The 22911-nt window shown below is 72.2% G+C and carries 22 protein-coding genes and 1 tRNA gene; 12 read left to right on the top strand and 11 right to left on the bottom strand.

From position 1 onward, the window contains the following. Nucleotides 1-10: 10 nt before the first annotated feature. Nucleotides 11-646 (bottom strand): hypothetical protein, encoded by a 636-nt coding sequence (locus ASC82_RS25000; protein ID WP_056652199.1) that lies wholly within the window; start codon nucleotides 644-646, stop codon nucleotides 11-13. Nucleotides 647-1286: 640 nt separating this feature from the next. Between ASC82_RS25000 and ASC82_RS24995 the strand changes: the two genes are divergently transcribed. The 6 genes from ASC82_RS24995 (at nucleotide 1287) to ASC82_RS24970 (ending at nucleotide 7817) form a co-directional block, all read left to right on the top strand. After that, the gene (locus ASC82_RS24995) at nucleotides 1287-1769 is read left to right on the top strand and encodes a CarD family transcriptional regulator (RefSeq protein ID WP_003953493.1); all 483 of its coding nucleotides are present in this window, start codon (nucleotides 1287-1289) and stop codon (nucleotides 1767-1769) included. A 470-nt stretch (nucleotides 1770-2239) separates the two neighbouring features. Continuing rightward, complete coding sequence (gene ispD, locus ASC82_RS24990; protein ID WP_056652196.1) at nucleotides 2240-2989, top strand: 2-C-methyl-D-erythritol 4-phosphate cytidylyltransferase; 750 nt, start codon at nucleotides 2240-2242, stop codon at nucleotides 2987-2989. Beyond that, complete coding sequence (gene ispF, locus ASC82_RS24985) at nucleotides 2979-3536, top strand: 2-C-methyl-D-erythritol 2,4-cyclodiphosphate synthase (protein ID WP_056652193.1); 558 nt, start codon at nucleotides 2979-2981, stop codon at nucleotides 3534-3536. Before ispD ends, ispF begins: the two co-directional genes overlap by 11 nt. 74 nt (nucleotides 3537-3610) lie before the next feature. Continuing rightward, nucleotides 3611-5011: a cysteine--tRNA ligase gene (gene cysS, locus ASC82_RS24980; RefSeq protein WP_056652190.1), complete on the top strand. Its 1401-nt coding sequence runs from the start codon at nucleotides 3611-3613 to the stop codon at nucleotides 5009-5011. Nucleotides 5012-5091: 80 nt separating this feature from the next. Beyond that, entirely contained in the window at nucleotides 5092-6048 is a 957-nt protein-coding gene (gene rlmB, locus ASC82_RS24975) for a 23S rRNA (guanosine(2251)-2'-O)-methyltransferase RlmB (protein ID WP_056652187.1), read from the top strand. Between the two features lie 104 nt (nucleotides 6049-6152). Then, entirely contained in the window at nucleotides 6153-7817 is a 1665-nt protein-coding gene (locus tag ASC82_RS24970; protein ID WP_056652184.1) for a DoxX family membrane protein, read from the top strand. Between the two features lie 101 nt (nucleotides 7818-7918). On the opposite strand, the gene ASC82_RS24965 is transcribed toward ASC82_RS24970, so the two are convergent. The 3 genes from ASC82_RS24965 to ugpC all read right to left on the bottom strand — a co-directional run bounded on the left by ASC82_RS24965 (nucleotide 7919) and on the right by ugpC (nucleotide 10475). Beyond that, complete coding sequence (locus tag ASC82_RS24965) at nucleotides 7919-8635, bottom strand: nucleotidyltransferase family protein (protein ID WP_056652181.1); 717 nt, start codon at nucleotides 8633-8635, stop codon at nucleotides 7919-7921. A gap of 85 nt (nucleotides 8636-8720) precedes the next feature. After that, nucleotides 8721-9131: a hypothetical protein gene (locus ASC82_RS24960; RefSeq protein ID WP_056652178.1), complete on the bottom strand. Its 411-nt coding sequence runs from the start codon at nucleotides 9129-9131 to the stop codon at nucleotides 8721-8723. A gap of 246 nt (nucleotides 9132-9377) precedes the next feature. Beyond that, nucleotides 9378-10475 carry a sn-glycerol-3-phosphate ABC transporter ATP-binding protein UgpC gene (gene ugpC, locus ASC82_RS24955; protein ID WP_024756345.1) on the bottom strand — a complete coding sequence of 366 codons (1098 nt, stop codon included), beginning with the start codon at nucleotides 10473-10475 and terminating at the stop codon, nucleotides 9378-9380. 181 nt (nucleotides 10476-10656) lie between these two features. Between ugpC and ASC82_RS24950 the strand changes: the two genes are divergently transcribed. Then, a tRNA-Thr gene (locus ASC82_RS24950) sits at nucleotides 10657-10733 on the top strand. 95 nt (nucleotides 10734-10828) lie between these two features. Here the strand turns inward: ASC82_RS24950 and ASC82_RS24945 are convergent. Further along, nucleotides 10829-11377, bottom strand: coding sequence for an SMI1/KNR4 family protein (locus tag ASC82_RS24945; RefSeq protein ID WP_056652176.1), 549 nt, complete (start codon nucleotides 11375-11377; stop codon nucleotides 10829-10831). 260 nt (nucleotides 11378-11637) lie between these two features. On the opposite strand from ASC82_RS24945, the gene ASC82_RS24940 reads away from it, so the two are divergent. Next, nucleotides 11638-13698, top strand: coding sequence for a restriction endonuclease (locus tag ASC82_RS24940; RefSeq protein ID WP_056652172.1), 2061 nt, complete (start codon nucleotides 11638-11640; stop codon nucleotides 13696-13698). A 51-nt stretch (nucleotides 13699-13749) separates the two neighbouring features. Here ASC82_RS24940 and ASC82_RS24935 read toward each other — a convergent pair whose 3' ends face one another. After that, entirely contained in the window at nucleotides 13750-15141 is a 1392-nt protein-coding gene (locus tag ASC82_RS24935; protein ID WP_056652169.1) for an FAD-dependent oxidoreductase, read from the bottom strand. A 184-nt stretch (nucleotides 15142-15325) separates the two neighbouring features. Between ASC82_RS24935 and ASC82_RS24930 the strand changes: the two genes are divergently transcribed. Genes ASC82_RS24930 through ASC82_RS24915 form a run of 4 tightly spaced genes read left to right on the top strand, consistent with a single transcriptional unit; the run spans nucleotide 15326 to nucleotide 17850 of the window. Further along, nucleotides 15326-16090, top strand: a complete 765-nt coding sequence (locus ASC82_RS24930) for a thioredoxin domain-containing protein (RefSeq protein ID WP_056652167.1) — start codon at nucleotides 15326-15328, stop codon at nucleotides 16088-16090. Nucleotides 16091-16100: 10 nt separating this feature from the next. Further along, complete coding sequence (locus ASC82_RS24925; RefSeq protein WP_056652164.1) at nucleotides 16101-16994, top strand: aminoglycoside phosphotransferase family protein; 894 nt, start codon at nucleotides 16101-16103, stop codon at nucleotides 16992-16994. Between the two features lie 19 nt (nucleotides 16995-17013). Beyond that, entirely contained in the window at nucleotides 17014-17511 is a 498-nt protein-coding gene (locus tag ASC82_RS24920; protein ID WP_056652162.1) for a GNAT family N-acetyltransferase, read from the top strand. A gap of 9 nt (nucleotides 17512-17520) precedes the next feature. Then, entirely contained in the window at nucleotides 17521-17850 is a 330-nt protein-coding gene (locus tag ASC82_RS24915) for a hypothetical protein (protein WP_056652160.1), read from the top strand. Nucleotides 17851-17961: 111 nt separating this feature from the next. On the opposite strand, the gene ASC82_RS24910 is transcribed toward ASC82_RS24915, so the two are convergent. The 5 genes from ASC82_RS24910 to ASC82_RS24890 form a co-directional block, all read right to left on the bottom strand. Further along, nucleotides 17962-18960 carry a zinc-binding dehydrogenase gene (locus ASC82_RS24910; protein WP_056652157.1) on the bottom strand — a complete coding sequence of 333 codons (999 nt, stop codon included), beginning with the start codon at nucleotides 18958-18960 and terminating at the stop codon, nucleotides 17962-17964. Nucleotides 18961-19024: 64 nt separating this feature from the next. Next, nucleotides 19025-20188 (bottom strand): NAD(P)-binding protein, encoded by a 1164-nt coding sequence (locus ASC82_RS24905; RefSeq protein WP_056652155.1) that lies wholly within the window; start codon nucleotides 20186-20188, stop codon nucleotides 19025-19027. Nucleotides 20189-20293: 105 nt separating this feature from the next. Continuing rightward, the gene (locus ASC82_RS24900) at nucleotides 20294-20794 is read right to left on the bottom strand and encodes a hypothetical protein (protein ID WP_024760505.1); all 501 of its coding nucleotides are present in this window, start codon (nucleotides 20792-20794) and stop codon (nucleotides 20294-20296) included. 13 nt (nucleotides 20795-20807) lie between these two features. After that, the gene (locus ASC82_RS24895; protein WP_056652544.1) at nucleotides 20808-21479 is read right to left on the bottom strand and encodes a response regulator transcription factor; all 672 of its coding nucleotides are present in this window, start codon (nucleotides 21477-21479) and stop codon (nucleotides 20808-20810) included. 68 nt (nucleotides 21480-21547) lie between these two features. Next, the gene (locus ASC82_RS24890; RefSeq protein WP_079039454.1) at nucleotides 21548-22873 is read right to left on the bottom strand and encodes a sensor histidine kinase; all 1326 of its coding nucleotides are present in this window, start codon (nucleotides 22871-22873) and stop codon (nucleotides 21548-21550) included. Nucleotides 22874-22911 lie beyond the last annotated feature (38 nt).

The raw sequence follows: 22911 nt of genomic DNA, 5'->3' as shown, positions 1-22911 counted from the left end.
GCTGCCGCGGTCAGTGACCGGCGGTCGTCGCCTCGCCCGAGGGCTCGGCGCCGTGCTCGCCCTCGCCGCTGCCGTGCTCGCCCTCGGCCGGCGCCGAGGCGGTCGGCGAGGAGCCCGGGGGAGCGGGGACGATCGACGGGCCGAACTCCTTGAAGTAGCTCGTCGACGGGACGACGAAGGCGCTGATGCCCACGTCGCCGGTCTTGCTCAGCTTGAAGACGACCCGCTGCGCGTCGCCGTTCTTGGTGGCCTCGGTGCCGTTCTCGATGACGGCGGTGGCGTTGCCCTTGCCGCCGATCACGACGGAGCCGAGCGACGGGATGGTGATCGGGCCGGCGCCGCCCGCGGCGGGCGTCAGCTTCACCGTCGCGGTCGTGCCCGGGAGGGTGATCGCGTCGAGGGTCTGCGGCGTGCTGCCGTTGTTGAAGACGGTGGCCGAGACGGCGGCCGGGCCCTTCACGCCCTGGTGCGGCTGCGTGATGACGAGCGCGTTCTGGATCTTGACGTCGTCCACCGTGACGGCTGCGTTGTCCGGCTTGATGCCGAGCGTCTGCGCGTCGTTGCCCGCGGCACAGGCGGACAGCGCGGCGATGGAGAACACGATGGCAGTAGCGGCGAGGGCGCCGCGTCGAAGGCTGCGGCTCACGGCGGCGGCATCTCCTAGGACGAACGGACAGGCTGGAGGACTAAGGACGAGCTAAAGGTGTGTCAGCGCGCTTAGGTTACCGAGCCGCACTCTCCGTCCCGCACCCGACCCGCCCCTAACCGGCCTCGGGGTGGCGCCAGGGGCGGCCTACGGGCCGCTACCGGGCGGTTCCGAGGGGTGTCCGACCGTCGCTCTCAGCGACTCGCCGTGGCCGGATCGCGACCCATTGACCTGTTGTTCACATAACCGCCTTGATCAATTCGGGGGCCGCCCCGCATTCCCCGGAGCCCCGCTCCGGAAAATCATGGACCGCCGTCACGCTGATCAATTCGGGAATCACCCCGGCGTACATCCGTACGGGTGGGCGATCCTCGAACGGAGTACGCGAAGAAGCACGCTCCGAACCCGACAAACCGGGACATCGCCCCTCCTTGGAGGGGCTCCAGGTACGTGTAACGTGCGCGTTTCTCTCCGTCCGCACAGCCGCTCCGACCTGCGAATACCGCCTTCCGGAAGCCCTCCGCAGCACGTTCGTGATGCTGTTGTCAAGCCCCGAGATATGCTCTGACCTGCGAAAACGCCATTCAGAAGAAGCAGTATCCGTGTTACCCTGGATAGCCACGGAAGGGGTACCTGTCACATGACGTTCAAGGTTGGCGACACCGTGGTCTATCCCCATCACGGGGCCGCGCTGATCGAGGCCATCGAAACTCGCCAGATCAAAGGCGTGGACAAGACCTACTTGGTGCTCAAGGTCGCGCAGGGCGACCTGACGGTTCGTGTGCCGGCGGACAATGCGGAGTTCGTCGGTGTTCGCGACGTGGTCGGTCAGGACGGGCTGGACCGGGTCTTCGAGGTGCTGCGCGCGCCGTACGCCGAAGAGCCGACGAACTGGTCCCGTCGCTACAAGGCAAATCTCGAGAAGCTCGCCTCCGGCGATGTCATCAAGGTCGCCGAAGTAGTGCGCGACCTGTGGCGCCGGGAGCGCGAGCGCGGGCTGTCCGCCGGTGAGAAGCGGATGCTTGCCAAGGCTCGGCAGATCCTGGTGAGCGAGCTGGCTCTCGCGGAGAACACGAACGAGGACAAGGCCGAGGCTCTCCTCGACGAGGTCCTCGCGTCCTGAGTGAGCGCGCTCTGAATCGCTCCGGATCCCTCCGGGCAACCGGAAAGGGATCTCTCCGGGCGATTCGTTGTGAGCGTGCTTCCAAGTGAAGCGATGCCGCGGTGCCCGCTGGCGCGCTGTGAACCACACAGCGCTGTCGCCGGGCGCTGCGGCATGTTCGCGTACGTTTGCGGAGCGTACGCGCGACCGTACACACGCGGCCGGCCCCTCGCCGGACAGACTGTCGCCTGACGGATTCCCGTCGGCCGGACTGCCACCGGATGGGCCGCCACCGGGCGGACCGTCGGCTGAATCGCCGCCCCGTGCGTACCGCTGAAAGAACCCGCACCCCCTGTTACGTCCGAACCCCTGTGCTCACGCGGCAACGCCTCGACCGTCGTCACGGAAAGGGCCCGGTCAAGGCGTCGCGTCCGGCACGGTGAGGCCATACCCATGTCGGCCGCGGAAACAAACCTGCCGGAGTGCAACCGATGTCAGACGAAGCGCGTCCTTCTCGTACCGCCGTGGTGATCCCGGCTGCCGGACGGGGCGTACGCCTCGGCCCGGGCGCCCCCAAGGCGCTCCGCACGCTGAACGGCACCCCCATGCTCATCCACGCCGTCCGCGCGATGGCCGCCTCCCGCGCGGTCTCGCTCGTCGTCGTGGTCGCCCCCTCCGACGGCGCCGCCGAGGTCAAGCACCTCCTCGACGCCCACGCCCTCCCCGAGCGGACCGACTACGTCGTCGTCCCCGGCGGCGACACCCGCCAGGAGTCCGTCCACCTCGGCCTCCAGGCACTGCCCGAGGGCATCACCACCGTCCTCGTCCACGACGCGGCCCGCCCCCTGGTCCCCGTCGACACCGTGGACGCCGTCATCGAGGCCGTACGGGACGGGGCCGTCGCCGTCGTCCCCGCGCTGCCCGTCGCGGACACCGTCAAGGAGGTCGAGCCGGCCGAGAAGCCGGGCGACCCCGAGCAGGTCGTCGCCACGCCGATCCGCGCCCGCCTCCGCGCCGTCCAGACCCCGCAGGGCTTCGACCACGACACGCTGGTCAACGCCCACGCCACCATCGCCCTCACCGGTGAGGGCGCCACCGACGACGCCGGCATGGTCGAGAGGCTCGGCGCGCCCGTCGTCGTCGTGCCCGGCCACGAGGAGGCGTTCAAGGTGACCCGTCCGCTCGACCTCGTCCTCGCCGAGGCCGTACTCGCCCGCAGGAGGGCCAACGATGGCTTCTGACTCCCCCAAGCTCTCGGCTCCGCTCGATCAGGGGGCACCCCCGTCCGTGATCCCCCGTACGGGCATCGGCACCGACGTCCACGCCTTCGAGAAGGGCCGCGAGCTGTGGTGCGCCGGCCTCCTCTGGGAGGGCGAGGAGTACGGTCTCGCCGGTCACTCCGACGGTGACGTCGCCGCCCACGCCGCCTGCGACGCCCTCTTCTCCGCCGCCGGCATCGGCGACCTCGGCGCGCACTTCGGGACCTCGCGCCCCGAGTGGTCCGGCGCCTCCGGCGTCACCCTCCTCGCCGAGGCCGCCCGGATCGTCCGCGCCGAGGGGTACGAGATCGGCAACATCGCCGTCCAGGTCGTCGGCGTCCGCCCCAAGGTCGGCAAGCGCCGCGACGAGGCCCAGAAGGCGCTGAGCACGGCGGCCGGCGCGCCCGTCTCCGTCTCCGGCACGACCACCGACGGGCTCGGTCTGACCGGCCGCGCCGAGGGCCTCGCCGCCCTCGCGACCGCCCTCGTGTACCCCGTATCGCCTCAGACGTCCCCCCAGGCCCGGTGAAAGCCGGGGAAAATCGTGTCCCGCGATCGCCAACAGGTCGCGGGGCACTACCACACGCCCACTACCCTGGAGTGGTGACTATTCGCCTGTACGACACCAGCGCCCGGCAGATCCGTGACTTCACCCCGCTCACACCGGGCTGTGTCTCGATCTACCTCTGTGGCGCGACCGTGCAGGCCGCCCCGCACATCGGCCACATCCGGTCGGGGCTGAACTTCGACATCATGCGCCGCTGGTTCGCCTACCGGGGCTACGACGTCACGTTCATCCGGAACGTCACGGACATCGACGACAAGATCATCGCCAAGGGCGCGGACCAGGGCCGCCCCTGGTGGTCCATCGGGTACGAGAACGAGCGGGCGTTCAACGCCGGTTACGACGCGCTCGGTTGCCTGCCGCCCACCTACGAGCCCCGCGCCACCGGGCACGTCCCCGAGATGATCGAGATGATGCGCGGCCTCATCGAGCGCGGTCACGCGTACGAGGCCGACGGCAGCGTCTACTTCGACGTGCGCTCCTTCCCGGGGTACCTGGAGCTGTCCAACCAGGACATCGACGACCTGCGGCAGCCCGCCGAGGACGGCATCACCGGCAAGCGCGACCCGCGCGACTTCGCGATGTGGAAGGCGACCAAGCCGGGCGAGCCCGACTGGGAGACGCCGTGGGGCCGCGGCCGCCCCGGCTGGCACCTGGAGTGCTCGGCCATGGCCCACAAGTACCTGGGCTCCGCCTTCGACATCCACGGCGGCGGCCTCGACCTGATCTTCCCGCACCACGAGAACGAGATCGCCCAGGCCAAGGCCTACGGCGACGAGTTCGCGAAGTACTGGGTGCACAACGCCTGGGTCACCATGGCCGGCGAGAAGATGTCGAAGTCGCTCGGCAACAGCGTGCTGGTGTCGGAGATGGTCAAGAACTGGCGTCCCATCGTCCTCCGCTACTACCTGGGCACCCCGCACTACCGCTCGATGATCGAGTACAGCGAGGAGTCCCTGCGCGAGGCCGAGTCGGCGTTCGCCCGTATCGAGGGCTTCGTCCAGCGCGCCACCGAGAAGGCCGGGACGACCGTCGCCCCCGCCGCCGAGGTGCCGCCGGCCTTCGCCGAGGCCATGGACGACGACCTGGGCGTGCCGCACGCGCTCGCGATCATCCACACCACCGTCCGCCAGGGCAACAGCGCCCTCGCCGCGGACGACAAGGACGAGGCCATCGCCCGCCTCGCCGAGGTCCGCGCCATGCTCGGCGTCCTCGGCCTGGACCCGCTCGACCCGCACTGGGCCGAGGAGTCCGGTGGCGGCGAGGAGCTCCACGGCGTCGTCGACACCCTCGTACGGCTCGTGCTCCAGCAGCGCGAGTCGGCCCGCGAGCGAAAGGACTGGGCGACCGCGGACGCGATCCGCGATCAGCTGAGCCAGTCCGGCCTCGCCATCGAGGACAGCCCCGACGGCCCCCGCTGGACGCTGGGCAACCGTTAGAAGACGTGCCGCTCGGGGCTCCGGGCGGCACACTTCAGTTACAGACTTGTGTACGCAGGCAATAGAGGAAACAGGTAGTCATGGCCGGGAACAGCCAGCGCAGGAACCGTCGCACGTCGAACAAGAAGGGTGCGACGGTCGGCAGCGGTGGCCAGCGGCGCAAGGGCCTCGAAGGCAAGGGCCCGACGCCCAAGGCCACCGACCGCAAGGGCCACAAGGCGTTCCGCGTCTCCAACGCGATGGCCCGGAACGTGGCCAAGCGCAAGCCCGTCGCGCGCCGCGGCGGCAAGGGGACGTCCGAGATGGTCGTCGGCCGCAACCCGGTCTTCGAGGCCCTGCGTGACGGCGTGCCCGCCACGACCCTGTACGTGCAGCAGTTCATCGACAACGACGAGCGCGTGCGCGAGGCCCTGAACCTCGCGACCGGCCGCGGCAACATCCACATCATGGAGGCGCCGCGCCCCGAGCTCGACCGGATGACGAACAACCTGAACCACCAGGGCCTCGTCCTCCAGGTCCCGCCGTACGAGTACGCGCACCCCGAGGACCTCGCCGCGGCCGCCTACGACGAGCACGAGGACCCGCTGATCGTCGCGCTCGACGGCATCACCGACCCGCGCAACCTCGGCGCCGTCGTCCGCTCCGTCGCGGCCTTCGGCGGCCACGGCGTGGTCGTCCCCGAGCGCCGCGCCGCCGGCATGACCGCCGGTGCGTGGAAGACCTCGGCCGGCACCGCCGCCCGTACGCCGGTCGCCCGCGCCACCAACCTGACGCGCTGCCTGGAGCAGTACCAGAAGGCCGGTCTCACGGTCGTCGGCCTCGCCGCCGACGGCGACCACGAGGTCCACGAGCTGGAGGCGCTGTCCGGCCCGGTCGTCATCGTCGTCGGCTCCGAGGGCAAGGGCCTGTCCCGCCTCGTCGGCGAGACCTGCGACTACCTCGTCCGCATCCCCATGCCGGGCGGCGCGGAGTCGCTCAACGCCGGTGTCGCCGCCGGTGTCGTGCTGTACGAAGCGGCCCGCCGCCGTATGGCGTAACACCCCCTCGTACGACCCGGCCCCGGCCGCGGCGTTGATCTTGACGGGTCTCGGACATTTGCGAGCTGTCAAGGCAGTGTCCTAAACCCAGATCACTCGGTTAGATGAGTGTGGACACCAGAACGCCCCGGCCGGGGTTCGACGATCAGCCCGCGCTGAGCATGGTCAAAGTGGACTCCGATCCCGCCCAGGTGATCGTGAACCACGCCAGCTTCCGTGTGCGGCTCGCGCCGGCTCAGGCGCCGACGTTCGCCGCGAACCCGCGCGTCGCCGCGCTCTCCGGAGCCGGTGCCGGCGGGGGGACGGGAGGGGGCGCGCCGCGCCGCCGCCCCGTCGTATGGACGGGGAAGTCCGCGCCGGGCGCGACCGGACTCCTCCAGGCCGTACGCGAGTCCTCCTCCGTCTCGACCCTGGACCCGGCCGTCGGCCACGGCGGCCCCGGCGGTCATCTCGGGCACGGCGGCCTCGACGCAGGCGCCACCCAGGCCATCCCGCGCATCGACGACACCATGCCCACCCCGGTCGTGCCCGCGGAGGCCGCCGGGCCGCTGCTGCCGCCGATGCGCCGTGCCGAGGGCGCCTACGACGACGTGTACGACCTCCGGCCCGAGACCCCGGGACCGTACGAGGACGCCACGGCGGACGGCCGCGAAGGCCGCGACGGCCGGCGCCAGGCGCACGACCCCGTCCGGCACGCGTACTACCCCGGCCGCCGGATGAACCTCGGTGTCGTCCTCCTCCCGCTCCGCGTCTTCCTCGGCTTCATCTCCATCTACGCGGGCATGGGCAAGCTCTGCGACCCCGTCTACTTCGACGGCGGCGAGCGCGGCTCCATGGTGAAGTGGCTCAACTCGCTCCACCCGTGGCCCCTCGCCGAGCCGCTCCGCGACTTCGCCCTCCAGCACCCCGTGGGCGCCGGACTCACCGTCGCGTTCCTCCAGGTCGTCGTCGGCGTCCTCACCGTCCTCGGCCTCTGGCAGCGCGCGGCGGCCGTCGTCGGCGCCCTGCTCTCCGCCGCGCTCATCCTGACCGTCAGCTGGAAGACCGTCCCGGTCTACGACTCGGCCGACATCATCTACCTGGCCGCCTGGTCCCCGCTGATCATCGCCGGCGCCCCCGTCTACTCGCTCGACGGCCGCCTCGCCGGCGAGGCCTGGCGCACCCTCGGCCCCCGCGCCGAACTCTGGGCCCTGCGCCGCCGCGTCACCCGCCGCAGCACGCTCCTCGCCTCGGTCGTCGTCGGCCTCACCCTCCTCATCGGCTCCGTCCTCGGCGGCGCGGTCCGCTCGACCGAGATGGTCACCGTCCCGGGCCCCAACGACGACCCGATCAACCACCTCCCGGGCCGGCCGCTCCCCACCGAGCCGACGCGCCGCGCCCCGTCCAGCAGCGCCTCCACGGCGCCCGAGCCCGCCGCGACCTCCGAGACCACGGAGGCCACCGCCGGCCGCGAGGAGACCGAGGAGGCGACCCGGCAGCCCGAGACCACCCGCGAGGCCACCCGCACGCAGGAGCAGCGCCCGACGGCCACGCAGGGCAGCACCAGCACGGGCTCCTCTTCGTCCTCTTCCTCCACGACCACGCGCCCGCCGACGAAGTCGAACCCGGCGCCCCCGCCGACCACCAGCGACACCCCGACGAGCACGGGCGGCACGTCGAGCGGCGGCTCCACCGGGTCCACGGGCTCGACGGGCGGCAGCAGCACCCCGACGGAGAGCGGCTCGTCGACGGGCGGCGCGAGGAACCCGATCGGTGGCCTGCTGGGCTGAGCGCGAGGGGCAGGGAGAAGGGCGGCACCGCGTCTTCCGCGGTGCCGCCCTTCTCGTACGCGTACGGACGTGAATCCCGGGTTTCCTGCTCCCTGCCTGCCTCAGGCCCGCTGGGCGGCGAGCTCCTTGGCGGCCTCGGTGAGGTCCTTGGCGGTGTCGATGGCCCGCCAGTACGCGCCCTGGGGCAGGGGGAAGCCGGCGAGGCGGCGCTCGCGGGCGAGGCGGGGGAAGGTGGTCCGCTCGTGGTCGCCGAGGTCGGGGAGGAGCTCGGTGAAGGCGGCGGAGAAGACGTACACGCCGGCGTTGATGAGGTACGGCGACGGCGGCGACTCGACGAAGTCGGTGATGTGCCCGAAGGTGTCGGTCTCGACGGCGCCCCACGGGATGCGGGGGCGGGCCAGGGCCAGCGTCGCGACGGCGTCGCGCTCGGCGTGGAACGCGGCCATCTCGCGGAGCGAGAAGCGGGTCCAGATGTCGCCGTTGGTCGCGTACCAGGGCTGGTCCGGTGCGGGGAGGTGCGCGGCGGCGTACTTGAGGCCGCCACCGCGGCCCAGGGGCTCGGACTCGACGACCGTGGTCACCTTGAGGGGGAGGTCGGCGGTTTCCAGCCACTCCTGGAGGACCTCGGCGAGGTGCCCGCAGGAGACGACGGCGTCCGTGACGCCCTCGGCGGCGAGCCAGGAAAGCTGATGGCCGATGATCGGGGTCCCGGTGCCCGGGATCTCGACCATCGGCTTGGGGCGGTCGTCGGTGTAGGGGCGCAGCCGCGAGCCCTGGCCGCCCGCCAGGACCACGGCCTGCGTCGGATTGGTGTGCATACGGGGAACGATAGGCGCCCGCACGCCGGGACGGCCGGATACGGTCGGCGGCGGCGTGGAGGATGCTCCGTGCTCAGCTCGCGGCTCAGCTGGCGCGCATGACGCCGGTCGCGTACGCGGTGTCGCAGACCGGTCGGGAGAAGGACTGGGCGCGGGAGGGGCCGTAGTGCTTGACGGCGGCGCGGCCGAGGGCGCGGGCGATGGACATGCAGTGCTCGGCGATCGACGGCCGGTTCTCGACCTCGCGCTGGAGGTGCGTGAGGGCGATGCCGGGGTCCTTCTCCTGAAGCTCTGCGAGGAGCTGGTCGCGGAGAATATCCTGCGGGGCACGGGACTTGGCGCGGACGGAGACGTCCGTGGAGGAGGCCGTCAGCTGGGTGGCGGAGTCCTGGCCGGCCCACGGAACGGCGGATACCGCGAGCGTTCCCGAGAGCACCAGGACGACGGGCAGGACGAGGGCGAGAGAGCGGCCGATTCGGCGGGCAGTGTGCGTCACGCCAGCGAGCGTAGCGGCCGGTAGTGATATGGCGACATTTAGTCACTCTCGCGGGGGATGGTTCGAGGCGGCTTTTCGAATTCCGTGTTGACGCGGGGGGCCGGGGAGGGCCCTGAATGCCGGGGTTTTCCGGGGTAAACCCCGACTTCGGCCTCTTAGGCGAACGGCCCCGCATCTGCAAGAGATGCGGGGCCGTTCAGCGAGGCGCTGCGGGCACAGGGCCGTTCAGCGAGGAGCAGCTACGGGTCAGTCGCTGAGGCGGGCGCCCGTGGAGGTGGAGAAGACGTGCAGCTCGGCGGCGCGCGGGACGACGTGGAGCGTGGAGCCCTTGGCGGGGACGTCACGGCCGCCGACGCGGACGACGAGGTCCTTGTCGTCGCCGCCGACGCGGGTGGAGCCGTAGATGAAGCCGTCCGAGCCGAGCTCCTCGACGACGTTGACCGTCACGGCGAGACCCTGGTCGCTCTCCGAGCCCTGCACGTCGAAGTGCTCGGGGCGGATGCCGACGGTGACCGTGGTGTCGCCGTTGGCGGAGGCGGCGGCGATGGCATCGCGGGAGACCGGGACGATGCTGTTGCCGAACTTCACGCCGCCGTCGGTGATCGGGACCTCGATCAGGTTCATGGCGGGGGAGCCGATGAAGCCGGCGACGAAGAGGTTGGCGGGACGGTCGTACATGTTGCGCGGGGAGTCGACCTGCTGGAGCAGACCGTCCTTCAGCACGGCGACGCGGTCGCCCATGGTGAGGGCCTCGGTCTGGTCGTGGGTGACGTAGACCGTGGTGATGCCCAGGCGGCGCTGGAGGCCGGCGATCTGCGTACGGGTCGAGACACGGAGCTTCGCGTCGAGGTTCGACAGCGGCTCGTCCATGAGGAAGACCTGCGGCTCACGCACGATGGCGCGACCCATGGCGACACGCTGACGCTGACCGCCGGAGAGCGCCTTCGGCTTGCGGTCCAGGTACTCGGTGAGGTCGAGGATCTTCGCGGCCTCTTCGACCTTGGCGCGGATCTCGCTCTTGTTGACACCGGCGATCTTGAGCGCGAAGCCCATGTTGTCGGCGACGGTCATGTGCGGGTACAGCGCGTAGTTCTGGAACACCATCGCGATGTCCCGGTCCTTCGGCGGCAGGTGCGTGACGTCGCGGTCACCGATGCGGATGGAGCCGGCGTTGACGTCCTCGAGCCCCGCGAGCATGCGGAGCGAGGTCGACTTGCCACAGCCGGAGGGCCCGACGAGGACGAGGAACTCGCCGTCGGCGATCTCGATGTCGAGCTGGTCGACGGAGGGCTTGGTGGCACCGGGGTACACCCGGGTCGCCTTGTCGAAAGTGACGGAAGCCATGGTGATGTGTCCCTTCACCGGCAGGAACGTGCCGGACGATCCGAGTAAAGGAAGGATTGAGGTCTAGTCCACCTGGGTGAACCGCAAGTGACGCTACCTGGCCGTGCCCGATCTGTCAGCATCTCGAGGCCGCAAGATTTCCGGCCACTGCCCGGGCGCGGTTGGTTACACTGCACTCGCTGCCTCCTTAGCTCAGCTGGCCAGAGCACCGCTCTTGTAAAGCGGGGGTCGTCGGTTCGAACCCGACAGGGGGCTCCAGGTAGGAAACGCGAAGACCCCCAACCGATCTTGGTTGGGGGTCTTTGGCATCTACGGGTGACATCGACGGCGACGGTCGGCCGCGGTTCGTTCACTCACTCCGCGATCCGGGAGGCGGCCATTTCCCATGGGGTCGGCTCTGCCACGTCTTCGTACTCATCGGCGTCTTCGCGGTACCACCCTGTTCCGGCAAGCCAGGTTTCGAGCCACTCGGCCAGGCTCCCGGCGTCGACGAACCAGGCGGCGGCTCCGTCGTCCGTCATGGCGTTCGGCTCGAAGAGGAGGACCGTGGCGGTCTCGCTGAGACAGTCCACCGCGGCGTACATGCCACAGCCCCAGTCGAGGATCGGCAGCACGCCTGCCGGCCAGTACGGCGTCTCTCCCTCGGCTGAGGCGGATCGTTCGGACTGGTACTCGCTCAGTGCCGTACGCCCTGGCCCCACCAGCGGAAGAAGCTGGTAATCGGGGCCGTAGCCACCGTTGGCCACCTCCCGATACAGGCTCGCCAGCAGGGGCGGGAGTGCGAAGCCGAGAACTGTCTCTGCCCTGGCCACTTCCTCAGCGCCGGCGGTGGGAGGCAAGTCCGTAGTAGCGGCCTTGGCCTTCGCCGCTACGCGGGGAACGAGATCTTCGATGGCTGTCACGTGCGCGATCCTGTCAGGCGCCTACGACAGAGAGCGCCGTCCTGGCAGGAGGCGCCAGGGGTGATGCGAAGACCTCCCACCGATGTTGATCGAGGCTCGGCGAGCTTCGCCGACGTCACGGCCTCGGCAGACCCTGAGGCAGGTGTTCGCGAGGCTCTGCGCCTGCGGGGTGTTGTCGTTTCCGTGTCGCCCGGCCGGCGTCGTCCGGGACACTTGTGCGTTACGGGGGGCGTACTGGTGGCGTTCGGGGAGGGGTGCGGATGGGGCGGCGTTCCGGTGGGCTGATCGGGATCTGGGCCGAGCAGCAGCGGATTGCGCAGAGGGAGCGGGAAGGGCAGCAGCAGGCGGTGCTGCGGCAGCGGAGAGAGGCGGAGGGGGCGCAGCGGGCGCACGAGCGGGATGTCGCCCGGATGCAGAAGGAGCAGCGGGCCGCCTATCGGCGGCATCGGGACGAGGACGCCCTGCGGCGGACCCATGAGCTGGACGCGCGGGTCGCTCAGCTTCAGGGGCTGCTCGTCCTGGGGTGCCGGGCTCCCGCCTTCGACGTGGCGGGGTTGCGGCGGAGCGAGGACATCGAGCCTTTCGCCCCGGGTGCGTTGGGTGTGCCCGTCGCCATGCCGGACCAGCGGTACTACCAGGAGCGCGGCGGGCGGGCGCGGTTCGAGCGGGACTGGTACGCGGCGCAGGCCGCCGAGGCTCGGCGGCTTGAGCAACTCGCCGCCTATCGGCGGGAGTACGAATCCTGGGCTGCGGGGCGGATCGAGGAGATCCGGCGGCACAACGACGGGATTGCCGGGACCGCTGACGCCTTGAGGGCCGGTGAGCCCTCCACCGTCGTCGACTTCTTCTCCGCCGTGCTCTTTGCCTCCACCTCCTGGCCGGAGGGCTTCCCTCGCGAGGTGGCCGCCGCCTACGACCGCGCGGGCCGGACGTTCGTTCTCGATTGGGACCTGCCCGGGTACGAGGTCGTGCCGGCCGCCAAGGGCGTCAAGTACCTGCCGAGCACCGACCAGGAGAAGGAAGTGCCCCGGCCTGTGACGCAGCGGCGCGCCCTCTATCGGGACGTGCTCGCGCAGAGCGTCCTGCTCGCCGTGCGGGAGTTGTTCTCCGCCGATGTCGGCGGGGTGCTGGAGAGCGTCGCCCTCAACGGGTACGTGGGCGGTGTCGATCCCGCCACCGGGCTTGCCGGGCGCGTCTGCGTCGCGTCCGTCGTCGTGCGGCGGCAGGACTTCGACCGGCTGAACCTGCAGCTCGTCGGGGCCGTGGAGTGTCTGACCGGGGCCCTCGCCGGGCGGCTGTCCACCAAGCCCGAGGAGCGGGTCGCCGTCGCCCCGCTGCGCACGCCGGACCAGGTCGGGTCCGACGTCGTCGTGCAGGGCGACGGGGAGGAACCCGACCTGCTGGCGATGGATCCCATCGCCTTCGAGGGGCTCGTCGCCGAGCTGTTCCGCGCCCGCGGGCTCCAGGCCGTCACCACGCGCCGCTCCAACGACGGCGGCGTGGACGTCGAGGCGCTGGATTCCGATCCGATCAGCGGCGGCTCGATCGTCGTGCAGGTCAAGCGGTACCGGAACACCGTCCCGCCGACCGCCGTGCGCGACCTGTACGGGACCGTGCAGGACGCCGGCGCCAACAAGGGCGTCCTCGTCACGACCTCGAAGTTCGGGCCCGGGTCCTACGCCTTCGCCAACGGCAAGCCGTTGACGCTGATCTCCGGGACCGAGCTCGTCGATCTGCTTCATCAGCACGGGTTGCGGGGGCGGTTGGGGTCGGGGGAGGTCGCGCCGCCGCCCGTCTCCGACGGGCCTGTGGGGAGCGCTACCGCCGAGGCCGACGACGACTTCAATCTGCTCGGCATGGTGTGGTCCGGGTCCGTCGGCCTCGACGTGTGCGCCCTGGTGTGTGCCGGCAACCGCGTACTCGGCGACGAATGGTTCGTCTTCTTCAACAACCCGGCCACGCCCGACGGTTCCGTCGCGATGGTCGCCGCCGCCCCCGGCGACCGGGCGGCCGTACGCGTCGGTTTCGACGCGCTGCCCACCCGAGCCGACCGGCTCGTGCTGGTCGCCGCTGTGGATCCCGAGGTGAACCCCGACGCCGATCTCGGCGGGTTCGCCGACGCCGGGATCCGGCTGCGGGACGACTCCGGGGTCGAGCTCGACCGCCTTGAGGTGTCCGACGGCCGGCCCGGGGAGACGGCGCTCGTCCTCGGATCGTTCCGGCGGCGCTCCGGCGGCAACTGGGACTTCGTCCTCGGCGGGAAGGGGTACCGGGGCGGCCTTGAGGAGCTGGTCGGGGACTTCGGTATCGAAGTGGAGTGAGTGGGGCTGTTGGCGGCCCGGGCGGTTTGTCGCCGTCCGGGCCGTCCGCCCTCAGTGCCGGCCCGCCACCTTGTCCGCCAGCGTCGCCACCCTGTCCGTCTCCGCGCTGTGGCCCGTGAGTTCGCGGCGGTCCGCGCCCCGGAAGGCCGCGTACATCGTCTGGACCGCGAGCCAGCGCAGCGGCTCCGGTTCCCACTTGCGGACCTTGTGGTTCACCCAGGGCAGTGCGGTGAGGTCCGTGGGGCCCGACTGGCCCGAGTCCTGCTGGATCAGGTCGCGGAGGGTGCGGGCCGCCAGGTTGGCGGTGGCGACGCCGGAGCCGACGTAGCCTCCCGCCCAGCCCAGGCCCGTCGAGCGGTCGAGGGTGACCGTGGCGCACCAGTCGCGGGGGACGCCCAGGACTCCGGACCAGGCGTGGTCGATGCCGACGCCGGCGAGCTGCGGGAAGAAGCGGACGAGGATCTCGCGGAGGGCCTCGATCGTCTGGGGCTGGGTGCGGCCGTCGTTGTCGGTCTTCGAGGCGTAGCGGTACGGGACGCCCCGGCCGCCCAGCGCGATGCGGCCGTCCGCCGTGCGCTGCGCGTACATGTAGGCGTGCGCCATGTCGCCGAGGGTCTCGCGGCCCTCCCAGCCGATGGACTCCCACTGGGCGTCGGTGAGCGGCTCGGTCGCGATCATCGAGGAGTTCATCGGGAGCCAGGTGCGGCGCTGGCCCGCGAGGGAGGCCGTGAAGCCCTCGGTGCAGCGCAGGACGTACGGGGCGCGGACCGTGCCGTACGGGGTGATCGCGTGCTTCGGCTTGATCTCCGTGACCGGGGTCGACTCGTGGATCGTGACGCCGAGGGCCTCTACGGCCGCCGCGAGGCCCTTGACCAGCTTCACCGGGTGGAGGCGGGCGCCGTGCGGTGTCCACGACGAGCCGACGGCTCCGGTGACGCGGATCCGTGCGGCCGTCGCGCGGGCGCCGTACAGCTCGCGGTCCGTTTCGCCGAAGCCGAGCTCGGTGGAGTGGAACTCCTTCAGGCGGGACAGCTGGGCCGGGGACAGCGCCACTTCGAGGACGCCGCCGCGGTGCTGGTCCGCTTCGATCTTCTCCGTCTCGCAGACGTCGAGGACCTCCTCGACGGTGGCGTTCATGGCCTGCTGGAGGCGGACGGCCGCCTCGTGGCCGTGGAGCTTGGCGTAGCGGGCGCGCCCGGCGATGCCGTTGTAGAGCCAGCCGCCGTTGCGCCCGGAGGCGCCGTAGCCGCAGAACTTGGCTTCGAGGACGGTGATGTTGAGGAAGGGGACGGCCTTCTTGAGGTAGTAGGCGGTCCACAGGCCGGTGTAGCCGCCGCCGACGATGCAGACGTCGGCCGTGGTGTCGCCGGGGAGCGGTTCGCGGGGCTCGGGGGCGCCCTCCTGCCCGTACCAGAACGAGATGCCGCCGTTGACCGTACTCATGTGTCGTTCCTCAGTCCGTCTGCCGGGTGCGTGGGCGGGACGTTACCCGGGGCCTTGGGCCTGTGGATACGGGTCTTGTGGCGGCGGTTTCCGGGCCGTGCCCGGCCTAGGTTCGGGGGAGTGGATCCGGTGCGTACTCCGCGTCGCATCCGTGCGGATTTCGTTGCTCCGGAAGGGCTTTCCCATGGTCGTCCGCAGGACCCGGCGCGCTGTCGCCGCCGCTGTCGCCGTCGGCCTCATCGGGCTTGTGGCGGTGGGGTGTTCGGAGGCGCGCACGCCCGTCGCGGCGGCCGTGACCGCCGCTCCCGGCGAGCACGCCGAGGTGCTCGCCACGCTTCCCGCGGCCGTGGACGGTGCGAAGATCGTCGTCGGCCGGCCGGCCGCTCCCCATACCGTCACCGTGTACGTCGATCCCCGGTGCAGCTACTGCGCGAAGTTCGAGGCGAGTGCCGGGACGGTTCTCGCCGACGAGGCCGCCGCGGGGAACCTGCGCGTCGAGTACGTCGTCGCCTCCTTCCTCGACGCCCGGACCGGCGGGACCGCCTCCGCTCGTGCGGCCAACGCCCTGCGCGCCGCCGTGGACGCCGGGGATGGCGTGGACGCCGGGGATGGCGGGGATGCCGGGGACGGGGTCGAGGGTGGGAAGTTTGCCGAGTATCAGGCTGCCTTGTTCGCCTCCCAGCCCTCCGGGGGTGCCGAGGGCGGGTTCTCCGTCGACCATCTCCTGCGGATCGCCGATCAGGTCGAGGGGTTGCGGTCGCCCTCCTTCGACCGGGCCGTGCGGGACGAGTCGTACCGGTCGTGGGTCGCCGACTCGCAGAAGGCCTTCGAGGCCTCCGGCGTCGGCGGTACGCCCACCGTGCTCGTCGACGGGACCGCGCTGCCCGGCGGGGACGCGCTGTACGACGCCGCCGCATTCTCGAAGGCGCTGCGCGACGCCGGTGTCTAAGGTCGGGTGCGTGATTCACGTACCCGAGGAACTCGCGCGGTCGCAGGCCAAGTACAACGGAGAGGCGGGGCGGGCGTTCGTCGCCGGGCTGCCCGTGCTGGCCGAGGAGTTCCTCGGCCGGTGGGGGCTGCGGGTCACCGGGCCCTCGATGTACGGGGTCGCCTCGCTCGTGCTGCCCGTGGAGCGGGTCGCGGACGGCGGCCGTGCCGCGCTGAAGATGCAGCTCCTCGACGACGAGTCCGAGGGGGAGCCCGTCGGGCTGCGGGTGTGGGACGGGGCCGGTGCGGTGCGGCTGGTCGAGCACGACGCCGGGACCGGGACCATGCTCCTGGAGTGGCTCGACGCCGCCCGGCCGCTGTCCTCGGTCGCGGACACCCGGGAGGCCCTGCGGATCGTGGCGGGGCTGCTCGCCCGGCTCGTGGCGGTCCCGGCGCCCCCGGGACTGCGGACCCTCGGCGACATCGCCGCCGCGATGCTGGCGGACGTACCGGAGGCGGCCGCCCGGCTCTCCGCTGCGGACGCGGCCGTCCTGCGGGACTGCGCCGCGGCCGTACGGGAGGTGGCGGGCGAGCCCGGTGACCGGCTGCTCCACTGGGACCTGCACCTGAACAACGTGCTCGCGGCGGAGCGGGAGCCCTGGCTGGCCATCGACCCCAAGCCGCTCGCCGGGGACCCCGGCTTCGACCTGCTGCCCGCGCTGACGGACCGCTTCGACCCCGACCCCGACGAGCTACTGTGGCGGTTCGACCTCCTCGCCGAGGTCGTCGGCGACCGGCGGCGTGCGGTGGCGTGGACGCTCGGCCGGGTCCTGCAGAACGGACTCTGGGACGTCGAGGACGGAGAGCCGGCGCTGGACGCCGAGCAGGTCGCGCTCGCGCGAATCCTGTTGGCCAGGAGGGCGTGATCCGGGGCAGGCTGGCCCCATGATCCGTACCGCCACCCCTGCCGATGTCCCCGTCGTCTTCGCCATGATCCGCGACCTCGCGGAGTACGAGAAGGCCCTCCACGAGGTCCGTACGACCCCGGAGCAGCTCCACGAGGCCCTCTTCGGCGACCGCCCCGCCGCCTTCGCCCACATCGCGGAGACCGAGTCCGGCGAGGTCGTCGGCTTCGCGCTCTGGTTCCTCAACTTCTCGACCTGGCGCGGAGTCCACGGCATCTACCTGGAGGACCTGTACGTCCGTCCCGAGGCGCGGGGCGGCGGCCACGGCAAGGCCCTCCTGAGCGAGCTGGCCCGGATCTGCGTGGACCGCGGCTACGAGCGCCTGGAGTGGTCCGTACTGAACTGGAACAAGCCGTCGATCGACTTCTACGAGTCCCTGGGCGCCCGCCCGCAGGACGAGTGGACGGTCTACCGCCTCACGGACGGGGCGCTGGCCGAGCTCGGCGGCGGGTCCGGGGCCGTCCGGGAAGTGTTGTAGGAAAGAGCCATGGATATCGAGCAGCGGTTTCAGCGGATCACCGACTTCATCGAGGCGCGTCTGACGCCCCTCTTCGACCCCGCCAACGGGAAGGACCACGGCTTCGGGATGGACGACACGTCCCGGGCCCTGCGCGCCCTGCGCTACACGGTGCAGGCCGCGTCGGCGGTCAAGGGGCTCGTGGAGAAGCGGGAGTCGGCGCCGGAGCTGCGGCCCGTGGTCGACCAGGCCCTTGAGCACAACTGGGACGTGCTGCGCTCCGCCGCCCGGATGTGGGAGGACCACGCCGACTTCCAGAAGGAGTTCAAGGCGCACTCCTGGGACGTCATCGGCGTCTGAGCCCTCCCCGGGCCTTCGCCGAGTCCTCCCGGGCCTTTTCCGAGTCCTCCCCGGGCCCTCGCCGAGTCCTCCCCGGGCCCTCGCCGAGTCCTCCCCGGACCTGAGGACCTTCTACGGGATCAGGACCACCTTGCCCGTCGTGCCCCGGTTCTCCAGGGCGCGATGGGCCCCCGCCGCGTCCGCCAGGGGGAAGCGGTGGACCGCCGGGCGGAGCGTGCCGTCGGTCGCGGCGGCGAGGGCGGCGAGTTCGAGGTTCCGGACGTCGCCGCCCGCCTTCCGGATCATGACGGGGCCGAGGACGGACTCCGAGGTGATGCCCCGCGCCGCGAGTTCCTCCGGCGTGAACGTCAGCGGCTCGCCGTCGTGCAGGCCCGCACTGGACCAGCCGAACACGACGTGCTGCCCGCCCTTGCCGAGGAGGTCGACTGCGGCGCGGCCGGTCTCGCCGCCGACCGAGTCGAAGACGACGGTCGCGGAGCGCTCGCCGAGGTGGGCGCGGACCTTCTCCGGCCAGTCCGGCTGCTTGTAGTCGACGGCGAGGTCGGCGCCGTTCGCCTCGACGAGCGCGACCTTCGCGGGGCCGCCGGCGAGGCCGATGACGGTCGCGCCGGCGTTCTTCGCGTACTGGACGAGCAGGGTGCCGATGCCGCCCGCGGCGGCCGGGACGATCGCGATCGAGTCGGGGCCGAGCTCGGTGAACTGCAGGATGCCCAGGGTCGTGCGGCCGGTGCCGATCATCGCGACGGCCTCGGCCTCCCCGAGGTGCTCGGGCAGGGCGTGCAGGCGGGCGGCGTCGGCGACGGCGAACTCCGCGTACCCGCCGGGTGCCATGCCGAGGTGGGCGACGACCCGCTTGCCGAGCCAGGACGGGTCGGCGCCCTCGCCGAGCGCGTCGACGGTGCCGGCGACCTCGCGGCCCGGGATCGTGGGCAGTTCGGCGGGGGCCGGGAACGGGCCGGTGTGGCCGAGGCGCAGCGCGGTGTCCAGGAGGTGCACGCCGGCGGCCGCGACGCGGATGCGGACCTGGTCGGGGGCCGGCACGGGGTCGGTCGTCTCCTCGTACGTGAGGTTCTCGGCGGGTCCGAAAGCGTGGAGGCGGATGGCGTGCATGGCGGTTCCCCTGTCGTGTGTCGTCCTACTGCTGCTTTCGCGGTGACAGGAAGAGCCTCCGACCTCAAGCACGCTTGAGGTCAAGCAGTTCCGTGCGGACGGCCAGCGACACCGCCTCGATCGCGCTCGTGAACGAGACCTCCGCCAGCACGCCCGGAGCCGCCACCTGATCGCCCACCAGGTACACGCCGTCGCCCCGGTCGACGGCCGGCCGGTCGCGCCAGGTGGTGCCGGGCCGGTCCACCGCGCCCGTACGGCCCTGGGACACGGCCTCGCGCCGCCACACCGTCCGCTCGCGCCAGCCGGGGAAGCCGAGGTCGAGGAGCCGCTCGGCGTGGGCGACGCCGTCCGCCTTGGACGCGTCGGGGCCGATGGGAAGCTGTGCCTGGATCAGCTGCTGCCCGGCCGGGGCGAGCGAGGGGTCCTGTGCCGTGTACCGCTCGATCCAGCCGGGCGCGTCCAGGTCGGAGACCACGAACGGGTCGCCCTTCCGGGTGCCGAGGGCCAGGTCGAACAGGACCGTACGGCCGCTCTCCCAGGTCAGCGACGGGTCGCCGATGAGCCGGGCGGCGGCGGGCAGGGCGGTGGCGACGACCACCGGGCCCTCGCCGAGCGGCAGGGTGTCGACGCGGGCCCCGGTCTCGATCCGTACGCCCATCTCCCAGGCGCGGGCGACCATCCGCTCGATCAGCCGGCCCCAGCCGCCCCGGATGTAGTGCGCCTCGGGCGGCAGGCAGGCGGCCCGGTGCAGCCGCTCCTGCACGAAGCGGGCGGAGAGGGAGCCGGGGTCGTGGTGGAAGAGCGCCACCGCGCTGTACGCGGCGGCGACGCGGGCGGTGCGCTCGCCCGCGAGACCGGTGACCCAGGTGCGGAAGTCGACGTCGACGGGGGCCTCTGCGGCGGTACGGCGGGCCTGGCGCAGCAGGCCGAGCGGCGGGGTGCGGCGCAGGGCGCCGTCACGGTGGATGCGGAAGCGGAGGGCCTCGGCGGGCGGCAGCGAGGCGAGAGGGCCGATGAGGCCGCGCTGCTTGAGCCAGGTCCAGTGCGGGCCGCCGTTGTAGAGGGCGTGCGGGCCTTCGTTGATGAGGTACGGGCCTTCGGCGGTACGGGCCCGGCCGCCGGGCGTCCGGTGCGCCTCGTACACGGTCACCTTCGCGCCGGCCTCGGCGGCGGTGATCGCCGCGGTGAGTCCCGCGAAGCCGCCCCCGATGATCGTGAGCTTGCGCATGTCCGTCTCCCTCGTTCCCGTGCCGATCCGTTCCCGGTTCATGTGGGGGACGGATGGCGGGGGCGCGTTTGTGACATCGGGGCGCCAGGGAGTTCTGCGGGGGTCCTACGGGAGGCGGGGGAAGCGGGCCTGGAGGGACCAGACGGCCGGGTTGTCGCCGAGGCCCTCGTGCATGTCGGTGAGGTCGGCGATCAGGTCGTGCAGGAAGTCGCGGGCCTCGCGGCGCAGTTCGGCGTGGTTGAAGGTGACCGGCGGTTCGTCGCCCGGCATCCAGTCGGCCTCGACGTCGACCCAGCCGAAGCGGCGCTCGAAGAGCATCCGGTCCGAGGACTCGGTGAAGTCGAGCTCCGCGTACTGCGGCTGCGCCGCGCGGCTGCCGCGCGGGTCCTGGTCGAGCTGCTCGACGATGTCGCACAGGGCCCAGGCGAAGTCGAGGACCGGGACCCATCCCCAGGCTGTGGACACCTCGCGGTCGGCCTTGGTGTCGGCGAGATAGACGTCCCCGCAGAAGAGGTCGTGGCGCAGGGTGTGGACGTCCGCGCGGCGGTAGTCGGTCTGCGGCGGGTCGGGGAAGCGACGGGAGAGGGAGTAGCCGATGTCGAGCACGGGACCGATGGTGTCACGGCACCAGGCCCGTCTCGTACGCGAGGACGACGAGCTGCACCCGGTCGCGCGCGTCCAGCTTGGCGAGGAGGCGCGCGACGTGCGCCTTGGCGGTGGCCGCGCTGATGTGGAGCCGTACCGCGATCTCGCCGTTGGACAGGCCGCGGCCGACGAGGGTGAGCACCTCCCGCTCCCGCGCCGTCACGCCGGTGAGGGGGCGGCGCGGGGCGGGCGCCGGGCCCGGTTCGGGGCGGGCGGCGAACTCCTCGATCAGCCGGCGCGTGACGGCCGGCGCGATCAGGGCGTCCCCGGCGGCGACCACGCGGAGCGCCGCGAGGATGTCGTCCAGGGCCATGTCCTTGACCAGGAAGCCGCTCGCCCCGGAGCGGAGCGCGCCGTACACGTACTCGTCGTCGTCGAAGGTCGTGAGGACGAGGACCCGGGGCGCGCCGGGGCCCGCGGTGACGAGCCGGGTGGCCTCGATGCCGTCCATGCCGGGCATCCGGACGTCCATCACGACCACGTCGGGCCGGAGGTCGCGGGCGAGCCGGACGGCGTCCGTGCCGGTGCCCGCCTCGCCGACGACCACGAGGTCGGGGGAGTCGGCCATCAGGACGCGCAGGCCCGCCCGTACGAGCGGCTGGTCGTCGACGAGGAGGACGCGGATGGACTGGGTCGAGGGGTCCACGGGGGCCACGGGTTCCACGGGGTCCACGGGGTCCACGGGGTCCACGGGGTTCACAGGGTTCACAGGGTTCACGGGGCGGGGGTTCCTTCCGGGCGGCCGGTCGGGAGCGGTCGGGCCGCGTCGGTCGGGAGTGACAGGTCGGTGTCGGTCGGAAGCGGTCGGGCCGTGTCGGTCGGGAGTGACAGGGCCGTGTCGGTCGGGAGCGGCAGGGCCGCGGTCACGTGGAAGCCGCCGCCCGGGCGGGGGCCCGCGGTGAAGCGGCCGCCGAGGAGCGCGGCCCGCTCCCGCATGCCGACGATGCCGTACCCGGCCCCGGCGGGCGGGCCGGACGGCCTCGCCGGGCCGCCGTCGTCGGTGATCTCGACGAGCAGCGTGTCCTCGCTCCGCTCCACGGTCACCCGGCAGGCGGGTGTGGAGGCGTGGCGCACGACGTTCGTGAGCGACTCCTGCACGATCCGGTACGCGGCGAGGTCGACCTCCGGGGGGAGGGACCGTCCCGGGTCCCCGAGCCGCCGCACCTCGACCCGTACGCCCGCGTCCGCCGTGGACGCGACGAGCCGGTCCAGATCGGCGAGGCCCGGCGCGGGATCGCGCGGCGCGGGCGTGGCCCCCGGCCCCCGCCCGTCGGTGTCCTTCGCCGGGGCCCGGAGCGCGCCCAGGGTGCGGCGCAGCCCCGCGAGGGTCTCCCGGCTGGTGGTCTCGATGGTGGCGAGGGCGTTGCGGGCCTCGGCGGGCTGGGTGTCGATGACCCGGCGGCCGACGCCCGCCTGGATGGCGATGACGCCGATGCTGTGCGCGATGACGTCGTGCAGCTCGCGGGCGATCCGCAGCCGCTCGGCGGTGACGGCCTCCGCAGCCGTCCGGGCGCGCAGCTCCGCCGCGTGCGTGCGCCGCTCGCGTACCGAATGGCCGAGCAGACCGGCGGTGAGGAGCGCGAGGGCGAGCGCGACGATCGTGGTGACGAAGACGTTCTGCCCCGAGGTCGTGTACGTCGCCGCGCCGATCTGCACGGCGAGCGTCGCCAGGGCGGCGGGCACCGCGACCTTGAGCGGCCGCCGGGCCGTCAGCCGGCCGACGCCGGCGTCGGCGGCGAGGGCGAGGAGGTACGTCGCCTCGGGGACCGGCCGGGTGGTCGCCGCCGCGAACAGGCCGACGAGGAGCAGGCCGAGCGCCGCCTCCGGCCGGCGCCGCGCCAGGGGCAGGAGCATGCCGATGCCGAGGGTGGTGAGGGCGAGGCGCAGCTCCGTCGAGCGGAACGGCCCGGCCTGCACGCCGAAGAAGACGACGAAGGGGTGGGCGGCGGCCGTGCACCAGGCCAGGACCGCGGGCACGACCCCACCGGACACGCGCCCGGTGGGCGGAGGGGCGGTGGTCGCGGTGGCGGTGGCGGGCATGGGCCGATCGTAGGCGGGGGCGTGCGGCCGGTCATCGG

Origin of the sequence: Streptomyces sp. Root431 (genome assembly GCF_001426585.1) — a bacterium.
GTDB lineage: Bacteria > Actinomycetota > Actinomycetes > Streptomycetales > Streptomycetaceae > Streptomyces > Streptomyces stackebrandtii.
This window is presented reverse-complemented; position numbering and strand designations above follow the sequence as displayed.